This is a genomic window from Bacillus sp. AMCV2 (assembly GCF_056033925.1).
Genome location: NZ_JBVYIB010000002.1, coordinates 3,244,218 through 3,256,404 on the forward strand (window position 1 = coordinate 3,244,218; position 12,187 = coordinate 3,256,404).

The 12,187-nt window shown below is 44.5% G+C and carries 11 protein-coding genes, 1 pseudogene and 1 riboswitch; of the genes and pseudogenes, 6 read left to right on the forward strand and 6 right to left on the reverse strand.

Going from position 1 to position 12,187, the window contains the following annotated elements; genetic code table 11:
* Positions 1 to 15 precede the first annotated feature (15 nt).
* Both AC0OMA_RS16890 and AC0OMA_RS16895 read right to left on the reverse strand, forming a co-directional pair.
* On the reverse strand, positions 16 to 1,026 hold the full coding sequence (locus tag AC0OMA_RS16890; RefSeq protein WP_047183168.1) for a FecCD family ABC transporter permease: 1,011 nt from the start codon (positions 1,024 to 1,026) through the stop codon (positions 16 to 18).
* Positions 1,026 to 2,072 carry a FecCD family ABC transporter permease gene (locus AC0OMA_RS16895; protein ID WP_041520063.1) on the reverse strand — a complete coding sequence of 349 codons (1,047 nt, stop codon included), beginning with the start codon at positions 2,070 to 2,072 and terminating at the stop codon, positions 1,026 to 1,028. The genes AC0OMA_RS16890 and AC0OMA_RS16895 overlap by 1 nt, the downstream gene beginning before the upstream one ends.
* Before the next feature lie 205 nt (positions 2,073 to 2,277).
* On the opposite strand from AC0OMA_RS16895, the pseudogene AC0OMA_RS16900 reads away from it, so the two are divergent.
* A pseudogene (locus AC0OMA_RS16900) lies at positions 2,278 to 3,268 on the forward strand (iron-hydroxamate ABC transporter substrate-binding protein).
* A gap of 243 nt (positions 3,269 to 3,511) precedes the next feature.
* Here the strand turns inward: AC0OMA_RS16900 and AC0OMA_RS16905 are convergent.
* A complete protein-coding gene (locus tag AC0OMA_RS16905) occupies positions 3,512 to 4,921 on the reverse strand; it encodes an amino acid permease (protein WP_015384628.1) in 1,410 nt (469 codons plus the stop codon).
* A 103-nt stretch (positions 4,922 to 5,024) separates the two neighbouring features.
* Positions 5,025 to 5,204: riboswitch (Lysine riboswitch) on the reverse strand.
* A 116-nt stretch (positions 5,205 to 5,320) separates the two neighbouring features.
* Entirely contained in the window at positions 5,321 to 5,461 is a 141-nt protein-coding gene (gene sspJ, locus AC0OMA_RS16910) for a small acid-soluble spore protein SspJ (protein ID WP_003221612.1), read from the reverse strand.
* Positions 5,462 to 5,627: 166 nt separating this feature from the next.
* On the opposite strand from sspJ, the gene AC0OMA_RS16915 reads away from it, so the two are divergent.
* Together AC0OMA_RS16915 and AC0OMA_RS16920 are read left to right on the forward strand one after the other, a co-directional pair.
* On the forward strand, positions 5,628 to 6,110 hold the full coding sequence (locus tag AC0OMA_RS16915; RefSeq protein WP_003228444.1) for a metal-dependent hydrolase: 483 nt from the start codon (positions 5,628 to 5,630) through the stop codon (positions 6,108 to 6,110).
* Positions 6,111 to 6,209: 99 nt separating this feature from the next.
* Positions 6,210 to 8,063: an LTA synthase family protein gene (locus AC0OMA_RS16920; protein ID WP_474222275.1), complete on the forward strand. Its 1,854-nt coding sequence runs from the start codon at positions 6,210 to 6,212 to the stop codon at positions 8,061 to 8,063.
* A 27-nt stretch (positions 8,064 to 8,090) separates the two neighbouring features.
* Here the strand turns inward: AC0OMA_RS16920 and AC0OMA_RS16925 are convergent, their stop codons facing one another.
* A complete protein-coding gene (locus AC0OMA_RS16925) occupies positions 8,091 to 9,017 on the reverse strand; it encodes a substrate-binding domain-containing protein (protein ID WP_474222444.1) in 927 nt (308 codons plus the stop codon).
* Positions 9,018 to 9,127: 110 nt separating this feature from the next.
* Between AC0OMA_RS16925 and modA the strand changes: the two genes are divergently transcribed.
* The gene (gene modA, locus AC0OMA_RS16930) at positions 9,128 to 9,910 is read left to right on the forward strand and encodes a molybdate ABC transporter substrate-binding protein (protein ID WP_047183173.1); all 783 of its coding nucleotides are present in this window, start codon (positions 9,128 to 9,130) and stop codon (positions 9,908 to 9,910) included.
* Positions 9,882 to 10,574, forward strand: coding sequence for a molybdate ABC transporter permease subunit (gene modB, locus AC0OMA_RS16935; protein ID WP_367147560.1), 693 nt, complete (start codon positions 9,882 to 9,884; stop codon positions 10,572 to 10,574). The genes modA and modB overlap by 29 nt, the downstream gene beginning before the upstream one ends.
* A gap of 30 nt (positions 10,575 to 10,604) precedes the next feature.
* On the opposite strand, the gene pgoN is transcribed toward modB, so the two are convergent.
* Positions 10,605 to 11,435 (reverse strand): glyoxal/methylglyoxal reductase, encoded by an 831-nt coding sequence (pgoN, locus tag AC0OMA_RS16940; protein WP_474222276.1) that lies wholly within the window; start codon positions 11,433 to 11,435, stop codon positions 10,605 to 10,607.
* 222 nt (positions 11,436 to 11,657) lie between these two features.
* Between pgoN and yvgO the strand changes: the two genes are divergently transcribed.
* A complete protein-coding gene (gene yvgO, locus AC0OMA_RS16945; protein ID WP_003243913.1) occupies positions 11,658 to 12,143 on the forward strand; it encodes a stress response protein YvgO in 486 nt (161 codons plus the stop codon).
* The last annotated feature ends 44 nt before the right edge of the window (positions 12,144 to 12,187 follow it).

Genomic DNA, 12,187 nt, shown 5'->3' on the forward strand with positions numbered 1-12,187 from the left:
ATTCGGCCCCCTCCTCTAATTCGCTTTCATCAATAAATAAATAAAGTAAGGCGCACCTAGCACGGAAATGACAAGTCCAACCGGAATTTCTGATGGTGCCAATACATTTCTCGCCAGCGTATCAGCAAGCAAAAACAGGAATGAGCCGATGAAGGCGGAGACCGGTATCAGCGTCTGGTGACGTGGACCGGTCAGCCTTCTAGCCACATGCGGCGCGATCAATCCGAGAAACGCAATGCCCCCCGCAGCTGCCACGCATGAAGCGGCAAGAGTGACCGCTGCCAGAAGAAGAATCCGTCTTTCCCTTTCAACAGCGGTGCCCAGCCCGGTCGCCAATTGGTCTCCGAGCTGCATAATGTTCAAATAGCGCGCCTTATATAAAGTAAACAGAAGCAAGATCACAATCCAAGGGAGAATCGCCCAGATCATATTCCAGTTCGCCCCCCATATTGAGCCGGATATCCAAACCGCGGCTTGCATAAAATCATGAGGGTCCATCTTAAGCTGAAAAATCAGCAACAGGGCATTGAATCCGGCATTCACCCCTATGCCGACTAAAATCAGCCGAATCGGTGTCACGCCTTTTTTCCATGCCAGAATATAAATGAGAAACGCAGCGAGGATTGCTCCTGCCAAAGCACTGAACGGCAGCATAAATGTTCCGAAAAAGCTGAGATCTGAAGCTGACCCTTGAAAAAAGTATATAAAAAGCACTACAGCAAGTGAACCGCCGGCGTTAATTCCGAGAATACCAGGCTCGGCAAGTTCATTTTGAGACACGCTTTGCAAAATGGCTCCAGCTACGGAGATCCCTGCTCCAACAAGCAAAGAAAGGATGATCCTGGGCAGCCTGAACTCAAATAAGACAAGTTCATCACGCGCCGTTCCTTGACCGAAAAAGACCTGAAGCGTTTTAAGCGGTGCAATTTTGATAACGCCCAAATTGAGACTGATAAAAAAGACCGCCACGATAAGCAAAAAGGTCACAGCCATTACAACGAGCGGTTTGTTTGTTTTTGTTTTCATTACAGCCCTCTCCTTTCACGACGTGCCAAATAAAAGAAAAAGGGAACGCCGATAAGAGAAGTCAGCGCGCCGACAGGCGTTTCAAAGGGCGCATTTACGAGTCTGGCCGCTATGTCAGCAAAAACAAGCAAAACAGCACCGAGCACCGCCGAGCAAGGAATGATCCACCTATAATCCACACCGACCAAAAATCGGGTAATATGCGGAATGATCAGCCCGATAAATGCGATGGTGCCGGCTATGGAAACCGCAGCTCCTGTCAAAATCACTACAATAAGCATGCCAATCAGTTTCACCGCTGATGTATATTGTCCAAGCCCTTTTGCCAGATCGTCACCGAGACTTAACACTGTCACAGACCGGGCGATGAAAAACGCGAGCGTTAAACCGACAGCCCCTGCAATAAGCAAAAGCTGGACCCCTGACCATTTCACACCCGCTACCCCGCCTGCGTACCAAAAGCTGATATCCTGAGCGACATCAAAGCGGATTGCAATGGCAGTTGAAATGCCGGTAAAGAAATAAGTAACTGCCGTACCCGCCAGAGCAAGCTTTACAGGCGTAAGTCCGCCCCTTGAAAACATGCCGATGCCCATTACCGTCGATGCCCCCAGCCCCGCTCCCGCAAAGGACCATAGCACAAGCCCCATTGCAGAAAGTCCGGGAAAAAAGGCAAACGCAATCGAAACCGCAAATGCAGAGCCTGATGTCACACCCATAATCGAAGGCTCTGCCAAAGGGTTTCTCGTCATCCCCTGCATGATTGCTCCCGACACTGCCAACAATGCGCCTACAAGCGCGGCAGCCGCCGTTCTCGGCAGTCGAAGATCATGTATAATTTGGTGTGATGTCTTTGTCGGCTGATAATGAAAAATGGCGTCCCATACAGTGCGCAAATGAATATCCGCTGCACCGAGGGATATGGATAAAAATGCGCCAAGGCAAAGCAGGCATAGACCTGCAATAAGGACGATGACCGCGCCATATGTCCTTGACGTCCATTGGATTTCTTCTGATGCAGTCTGTATATTTTTATGTTGACTCAACTGCCGTACTTCCTTTCTGTTACTGATAATGATTATCAATTGCTGTTTCAGTATATCACTTTTTTCAGCTGATTTAATAGAGTGTTTTGAACAAAAATGAAAATGCATTTGCAAAAATATCGTGTCAACCGGCACTTGCAGTGGTATAATCACAGATGATAATGATTCTCTTTTTCATCTATCTTTTAGAAAGAAGGTATGAGATATGACACATATATACAAGAAACTCGGAAGCCGCGTTTTTTGCCCTGTTATTGATTGCAGCGCTGGCAGCCTGCGGGAATAACTCAGAAAGCAAAGGTTCTGCCTCTGATTCAAAAGGCGCAGAAACCTTTACATACAAGGCTGAAAACGGAAATGTAAAAATCCCAAAGCATCCTAAACGGGTGGTTGTCATGGCAGACGGCTATTACGGCTACTTCAAAACACTCGGCATCAACGTTGTCGGTGCGCCTGAGAATGTATTTAAAAACCCTTACTACAAAGGAAAAACCGACGGCGTCGAAAACATCGGAGACGGCACTTCGGTTGAAAAGGTCATTGATTTGAACCCTGACCTGATTATCGTCTGGACAACACAGGGCGCTGATATTAAAAAGCTTGAAAAAATTGCGCCGACTGTCGCAGTAAAATACGATAAGCTCGACAACATCGAACAGCTGAAAGAATTTGCAAAAATGACAGGAACTGAAGATAAAGCTGAAAAATGGCTGGCTGAGTGGGATAAAAAAGTTGCGGCAGCTAAAACAAAAATCAAAAAAGCGGTCGGTGACAAAACCATTTCCATTATGCAAACGAACGGAAAAGACATTTACGTATTCGGTAAAGACTTTGGAAGAGGCGGAAGCATTATTTACAAAGACCTCGGCCTGCAGGCTACAAAGCTGACAAAAGAAAAAGCCATTGACCAGGGGCCAGGTTATACAAGTATTTCACTAGAGAAGCTCCCTGACTTCGCCGGGGATTACATTTTCGCGGGTCCATGGCAATCAGGCGGTGATGATGGCGGCGTATTTGACAGCTCCATTTGGAAGAACCTGAACGCCGTTAAAAATGGCCATGTCTACAAGATGGATCCGATTGGCTTCTATTTCACAGACCCGATTTCATTAGAAGGCCAACTGAAGTTTATTACGGAAAGCTTGACTAAATCAACAAAAGAGCCGCCTGCCCGCGGCTCTTTTGCTGATTTATAAGAACGGCTCAATTTGAATCATATCGGATATTTTCTTTGAGCCATTCATATTAAGCTGCCTCCTCATCGCGATCAGTTTTTTTATGCTGGAGAGACTGAAAAACGTTTTTTGCATATTCGATTGTGCCTTAAGGTTTTTCTTTCGATTTCAGCTTTCCTGTCAGCTAGGTTAACGAACGGATTCCTAACAGGAGAAATTGTGATTTTATAAAAAAGACACCTGAGCAAATCAGGTGTCTTTTCATTATGCTTGTTTTTCTTTCTGGAACTTTTTACTCACAAATGGATAAACGATCAAGCCGACAAAGAATAAACCGATGCCGAGGATAAATGTCGTTAAATCTGCTGTGCCTGTTACGATAACAAACACGGAGTATGCACACGCTAGTATCGCGATCAATCCGTCTCTTACACGGGAGCCTTTCAGCTGGTCATACGTTTCACCTTTGATGACTAGCTTCAAGCTGTAGATTGCAGATACCAGATACGGAATTAAATATGCAAGTGTAGCCGCTGTCGTTAAAAATGTAAATGCGTCACTTATTGTCCGGGAAATAACCGAGAAAATGAAGACCTGTGACATGACGTTTGTAATAATGAGTGCAATGACCGGACTTCCCTTTTTATTCGTTTTTGCAAAAAATGCCGGGAAATCTCCTGCTTTAGCGGCTTGGTATGGCACCTCAGAGCCAAGCAAAATCCAGCCGAGCATCGTTCCGAATAAACAAAGGATAGCCAAAAGCGCCATAATCACGCTTCCCGCGTTTCCAACAATCGCATAGAGTACATCAACAAATGGTTTTTCAGAGCCGACAAGCTTATCATGCGGCAGAACACCCATCGTAATTAAAGTCACAATAATATATATGCTCAAAGCAATCAGCAAGCCGGTAATTGTCGCACGTTTCACATCACGCTGAGAGCGCGCACGGCCGGACAGGATCACCGCGGATTCAATTCCGACAAACGCCCACAGTGTAGAAATCGCGGCGTTATGAACCTGGCCGCCAATTCCAATGCTTGTGCCGTTTTCTCCTTGAACCGGGAAATAAAAATGACCGAATAATGTCGTTTGAAACACAAACAAACCGGCAACGATAAAGAAGACAAAACCTAATACTTTAGAAAGCGTTGTGACAAAGTTTAATTTACTTGCGCCGTTAATGCTGGCAACAAGAATCGCGTGCGTTCCCCATAACAAGATCGTACATACGGCAAACGTCAGTAATTGGCCGAGTGTCACCTCTTGCCCGCCGATCGAAAACATCTCACGTTTATCAACCAAGATCGGGAAGAACGAAGTCAAGTAACCGGCGAGACTTGTGATGATCGCCACGTTACTGATCCAGCTCGCCACCCAGTAGCCCCACACCATTGTGAAACCGGCAGCGTTGCCTTTTTTCGGGTCAGAAAACAGCGCTCTTGCATAACTTTGCGGTCCCGCTGTCAGTTCAGGCTTGCGAATGGACAAGTGTCCGAACACAAGTGCAATCATCAGCACGCCGGCACCTGTCAAAAGCCAGGCGGACGTAGCTCCAAACGGACTCGCAATTGAAGCAAGCGAGCTCGGCAAGGAGAAAATTCCTGATCCAACCATATTTCCAACGACAAACGCCGTTAATAACCAAAAACCCCATTTTTTTGTCTGTTCCATTCCAGTACCTCCATGATTCTTTGTACGGACCAGACCCCGAGATCATATAAACGCAAAAAAAGCCTGAACAAAAGTCCATGCTTAAAGAAACACACACCCTTGATCTCCGGATAGCCCTCCGCGAAAAAGCACGCGGCAGTCCTGCACTTATTCAGATACAGTCCCAGCATAGAGAAGGATCGGCTTTCTCCACACTTCGGCGCTGATGCCTTTTACACATGTTTAACAGCCCCTGTCAGCCTGGCATGTGTGACTCATCATCCGCGCAACCTCTACCTCACTGAGAAAGAGTGAGGATTTAATTATTCAGTTACTCCCAGAAGGTTATCAAAGAAAGGATGATCTGTCAAAGGGAACAGATGGAAAATACGGATAGAGCCAAGCCCTATCCGCATGTGGTTATCGATTATTTTTCTTTTTTTGCACAGCTTCTTGAAGCGGATCATCTTTTAGAGCTGAACCAGCATCTTCAAGAGCTCCTTGGATTACGTTTTTTTCTTTTTCGGAACGTTTTCCTTTATCTTTATTAAAGAAACCCATTCGTATCACCTCTTTTAAAAAATAGGTACATGTTTAAGATGCCTCTTTCCTGAAAAATTATGCGGGATATTTTTTATCGTCCAAAGTCCTGTTGATCAAACATACATTCTCTTGATATATTTGTAATTCAGAGATTTTTTGCAAAAGATAAAAGGAGAAGCGGCAAATGACAGGAAAAACACACATCATGGGAGGCATCGCTTCTTGTACGGCAGCGGCTTATTATTATGGATTTGATCCAGTGCTTATGGCTGCGTCAGGCGCGGTTGGAGCATTAATACCCGATATCTGCCACACACAAAGCAAAATTGGGAGAAAATTTCCTATTTTATCGAAAGTGGTCAGCTCCGTTTTTGGCCATCGTACCTTTACACACAGCTTACTGTTTATGCTCATCATGTTTTTTATCACTTCTACATACATTCCAGATAAAAACATATCAGCCGGCCTGATGATCGGAATGGCGAGCCACTTGATTCTTGACGCTTGGACGGTGAACGGAATCAAATTATTATTCCCTTCAACGATCCGCGTTCGGCTTCCATTATATATGAAGACAGGCAGTTTTTCTGAGCAGCTCGTGCTAGCCGGCCTGACCCTTGCTTCATGTTACTACTTTTATATGCTGTTTCATGGGCGCATGTTTTAAACATGAGTGCTGAGACTTGTCTGAACCGGCTGTTTTTAGTAGGTTTTACTTAAGAAGCATTTCATGCAGATGATCAAGAAAACGTGAGGAGTCATATTGATGAAAGGAACCTTTTTTCACAATCAGCGGTTTTTATGTTTTTCGATCTTATTTATGTGGATCAAAACGTATGTGATATATAAACTCGGCTTTGATTTGCAAATCGATACTCTGTTGGAGGAGCTAATGCTGCTGGTCAACCCGCTCAGCTTTATTCTTCCTTTATTCGGGATCGGCCTGCTTCTGAAAGGAAACAAGCAGCGGGCCTTTTTGCTGATTGCCAATCTGGTTCTGACTGTCATCTTGATCTCCAATACGATTTTTTACGGCTTTTATATCGATTTTATTACCATTCCGGTTTTATTTCAGGCCAGCAACATGAGCGATATGGGCAGCAGTGTAAAAGAACTGTTCCATCCTCTGTTTATCGCCCTGTTTGTGGACTTGGTTTTTCTGCTGCTGTTCGCCAGAAAAACCAAACACCCACAGACAAAAGCCGCTCCCCGCACGATCAAACGGTACTATGCAGCTTCCTGCGGCATGCTTTTATGCACACTGGCACTTGCAGAAGTACAGCAGCCGAAGCTTTTGGCACATTCTTTTGACCGGGAAATGCTAGTCAAAAGCATCGGTCTGTTTCAGTTCCATATTTACGATACAATTTCTCAGACTGTTAATATCAGCGCGAAAGCTTTTGCCGATGAAGACAGTATAACTGCCATTAAAAACTACACAGAGGCTGATTACAGCAAGCCTGATCAAAGCAAATTCGGTCTTGCAAAGGGGCGCAATGTCATCTTTGTAACACTTGAGTCGACCCAAAGCTTTGTTCTGAATGAAAAAGTAAATGGAAAAGAAATTACCCCATTTATGAATGATCTCATTAAAAAAAGCTATTCCTTTGATCATTTCTATCAGCAAACAGAACAAGGCAAAACATCAGATTCAGAATTTATCGTCGCTAACTCACTGTATCCTTCCCTTAGCGGCGCCGTCTTTTTCACGAAAAGCGACCATCAATTTCATACGATGTATAAATCGCTGAAACAGCACGATTATTATTCAGCCGTCTTTCATGCTAACCATAAAACATTTTGGAACAGAGATGTCATGTACTATACGTTTGGCATTGACCGCTTTTTTGATGTTGATGATTTTCATGTCACTCCCGGGACATCGACAAGCTGGGGCTTAAAAGACAAAGAATTTTTAGAGCAGTCCGCCGAAAAGCTGAAAAGCCTGCCGCAGCCGTTCTACAGCAGTTTTATCACGTTAACGAATCATTTTCCGTTTGAGATTGATGAAAAGGATCAGCTGATAGATGAATTCGATTCAAGCAGTGATCTGTTAAACCGCTATGTGACCACGGTTCGCTATGAGGATGAAGCATTGAAGCATTTTATCCAAAAACTGAAAGACGAAGGCTTATACGAAAATTCGATGATCGTATTTATGGGAGATCATTACGGCATTTCTGAAGCCCATAACGAGGCAATGGCTGAGTTTTTAGGGAAAGACGAAATCACACCGTATGACAACGTTCAGCTCCAGCGGGTGCCGTTTATCATACATATCCCGGGAATCACCGATCAAAAGCCGGAAACCATCCCTGATGCCGGGGGACAGGTCGACGTCAGGCCGACGCTGATGCATTTGCTCGGCGTTGAGACAAAAGGCGATATCCAATTCGGCAATGATTTGCTGTCCAGCGACCGCACCCCATTCGCCGTTCTGCGAAACGGCAGCTTTATTACGAACGATTATATATACACAAAGAACACGTGCTATAGCCAAAAAACAGGTGAAGTGCTGGAAGATCAGGATGCGTGCCTCCCTTATAAGGAGAAAGCAAACGAAGAGCTTTCTCTCTCTGATAAAATTTTAAATGGTGACCTGCTCAGGTTTTCCGAATGAAAAAATCCCTCTATCAAGAGGGATTTTTTACGTTTCCAATATCACCTTGCCAGTCAGCTTCGTTTCATAGCCGTTTAAATGAGACAAATTCGCCTTGTAGTCCTCAGAATTCAAAATCTCCTTCACGGCTTTCAGCAGCTGCTCATGTTTTTTCAAAACAACGATATCATATTGTTCGTCGATGAGCGGGATAAAATCAACACGTCCCATATGTGCCGCGTGCTGTGCCCCGATTCCCACGTCAGCCTGTCCGCTTGAAACTTGTGAAGCGGCAGCATAATGATCAGTCACGATATCGCCATATCCCTTTACATCAGCCGGATTCACACCAAGCAAGCCAAGCTGTTCATCAAGGAGCACCCTTGCGCCAGAACCCTTTTCCCTGTTGATGATCCGGATATCGGCTCTTTTCAAGTCTTTCCAGCCTTGAATGTTTTTCGGATTCCCTTTTTGCACATACAGTCCTGCTTTGCGGAGAACGACATTGATGAGACAAAACGGTTCACCTGTCAAAATCCGTTTTACATAAGGCGCGTTATACTGGCCCGTTTCAGCATCGTACAAATGGAGGCTGACAATGTCACACTTGCCTTGATACATATCAATCAGGCTGTTTAAGCTTCCTTTGTATTTACGGAGCGGCGTCTCCTGAATGGCACTCTCCAAATGCTTGCTGAGGAGATCCATCGAAATGTCCTGTCCGCTGATCATGACATTCGGTCTGCCGTCCGGCTCAGCCTCCTGCACCTGTTTCGGCGTCTCTGTTGCAGCTATGGGCTGAGACATTCTCATATTCGTTTTATATTGCTTTAAATCTTCTTCATCCACACGCATCTGCCTTCCGACACGGTAAGCAGGCAGCACGCCTTTTTTAATCAAATCATAAACGGTCAGCTTTGATACCTTCAGCAGACCTGCAACTTCTTCTATCGTATAGGAAGAGGTTTCATTCATCATCATCACTCTCCTATTTTATTATACCTTTTCGCCGAATGTAAAAAAACCCACATAAACCAAACATAATCAGTTATCATTAGTTATATCTAATGATAAGGGGTGCAATCATGTTTAAGAAGTATTCTATTTTCATCGCAGCCTTAACCGCTTTTCTGCTTGCAGCAGGCTGTTCTTCAAACCAGTCTTCAACGGACAGCGAGAAAAAAGTAACGTTAACCATCTCAGCTGCGGCCAGCGCGCAGGATGCACTTGAGGAAATCCAAAAAAATTATGAAAAAGATCATCAAAATATTACCATCCAAGATAACTATGGCTCATCCGGCGCCTTGCAAAAACAGATTTCTCAAGGAGCAGGAGCAGATCTGTTCTTCTCAGCTGCTGAGGATAAATTTAAAAAGCTGATAGATGATGGAGATATCGCAAAAAAAGACAGCACTGAATTAGTCGGTAATGAAATTGTGCTGGTCGTACCGAAAAACGGAGATTCACCTGTGACAAGCTTCAGCAATCTGGCTGGATCAGAAAAAATTGCCCTTGGCACTCCGGAATCCGTACCGGCAGGAGCTTATGGGAAAGAATCACTGACAAAGCTGTCTTTATGGGACAAAGTGAAGGATAAAATTGTGTATGGAAAAGACGTTCGCCAAGTTCTTTCTTATGTTGAAACCGGCAATGTAGACGCAGGTATTGTTTATAAAACAGATGCACTGGTCTCGAAAAAGGTCAACATTATTGACGAGGCAAAAGCAGATACTCACAGCCCAATTGTCTATCCGTTAGGAATCGTAAAAGATACAAAACACCGTAAGGAAGCGAAGGAATTTTACGAATACCTGCAATCTGATGAAGCAATGAAAGTATTTGAGAAATATGGCTTTACTGCCGAGTAGCATAAGCGCTTCAGAATTTTTCACACCCGTTGTGCTTTCCTTTCAGGTGGCGGCAGTTGCCGGAATTGTTGTCATTATTCTCGGAACACTTGCTGGAGCATGGATGTCACGGGCATCATTTTTCGGAAAAACGGCACTCGAAACATGTTTTATGCTTCCGCTCGTTCTTCCGCCTACTGTTGTCGGTTTTATTTTGATCGTCATTTTCGGAAAGCACAGCTTCATCGGACAAGCCATCGAGTGGATCTTCCAGCAGTCTGTCATTTTCACCTGGTGGGCCGCTGTGATCGCCTCGGCTGTTGTAGCCTTTCCGCTCATGTATCAATCAGCCAAAACCGGATTTGCTGACATTGACCCCGATATACAAGGTGCGGCAATGGTAGACGGCGCAAGCAGATGGAAAGTGTTTATCCATATCTCCGTCCCGCTTGCCTATCCTTCATTGCTGACCGGAAGCATCCTCAGCCTTGCGCGGGCGCTCGGAGAATTTGGCGCAACACTCATGTTTGCAGGGAACATCCCCGGTGTTACGCAAACACTGCCGACGGCGATATATGTCGCATTGGATTCCGGCAACAATACCCTTGCCTGGGCGTGGGTCGTCTGTATTGTTGTCATTTCCTTTTTGATGCTATTTTTCATTCAACAGAAAAAAACGCACTAAAAAAACTCCCCGCAACGGGGAGTTTTTTGATTAAAACAGAAGCTCATCAGGATTTGGGCCGACACGCTCATCTTTATTTAATGCGTCAATTTTGTCCATGTCTTCTTGAGACAATTCGAAATCAAAAATATCAGCGTTTTCGATGATACGGTGTTCTTTAATGGATTTTGGAATGGTTACAACTTCATGCTGCAGATCCCAGCGCAAAATCACTTGAGCCACAGATTTATTGTGTTTTTCAGCAATCTGTGTCAGTACTTCGTTATCCAAAAGCTGTCCCTGCATGAGCGGAGACCACGCTTCCAGCTGAATGCCTTGCGCTTTGCAGTAGTCTCTTAATTCTTTTTGTGTCAAACGAGGGTGAAATTCAACTTGGTTCACCATCGGTTTGATTTCAGCATCTTTCAAAAGCTCTTCTAAATGATGAACTTGGAAGTTGCTGACGCCGATCGCGCGGATTTTGCCGTCTTTATACAGCTTTTCAAGCGCGCGCCATGTATCTTTATATTTATCCTTGCCAGGCCAGTGGATTAAATATAAGTCTAAATAATCAAGCTGAAGTCTTTCCAGGCTTTTTTCAAAGGCAGCAAGCGTTGTGTCATAGCCCTGATCTTCATTCCATACCTTTGATGTAATGAAGAGCTCTTCTCTTGCAACACCGGATTCTTTGATGCCGATGCCTACACCTTCTTCATTTTTATAGACAGCCGCTGTATCAATGCTGCGGTAGCCATTTTTAATCGCAGCTTTAACAGATTCAGTCGCTTCACTGCCGTTTTCTACTTTAAAAACACCCAGACCGAACCAAGGCATTTCAACTCCGTTATGTAACTTTACAGTATCTTTTAAACTTGTTGGCACTTGAACATCCACCCTTTCACTGAAATGTAAGCGTCTATATTATCTCACATTCCTCTCAGCCGATACCAATAATACGCTTAAGACCCTCTTTTTGCTTCTTTTTTCACAGCACAGGCAAATTCAAACACTATTTTTTTCCTATTTTAACAATATTGAGATTACAAATACATTGAGCAGGGTATGCGTGTAGTGTAACCAAATGAAAACAAAGGAGGAAACAACTTGAAACGTATTCGTATCCCAATGACACTTGCTCTTGGTGCCGCTTTGACAATTGCCCCTTTGTCCTTTGCTTCCGCTGAAGAAAATCCTGCTCCGAAGATGTCGCAGACAACTACTGCTGGAACAACTGCCGCTGATGTAGGTTTAAACGTCAACCTGGATGTACTTGGAATTGCCAACCAGATCGCTGATGCTATCAAATCCGCACAGAACAGGGATGGGTTTGTGAAAAACCTCATGGAGTCTTCCTTCTACGCATCCGGCCAAAAATATAATGTCATGGTTTTTAATTTAAGCCAGGAATATGAAGATCATTTGAACGGTGTGCAATTTTACGGCTCAGCCGTTTACGACGGCATTACGTATGGCATTTGGGTATTTGAAGACGGAACCTTTACAAACAAAGGCGATGGCGGCTGGATCAACTGGGCCTTCAGAGGCTGGTTCGACCGGGATGGCAGCACTGTCGCATTTCATCGCCCTTAATATAAAAAAAGCTGGCGCTCTAACGCACCAGCTTTTTTGCTGCA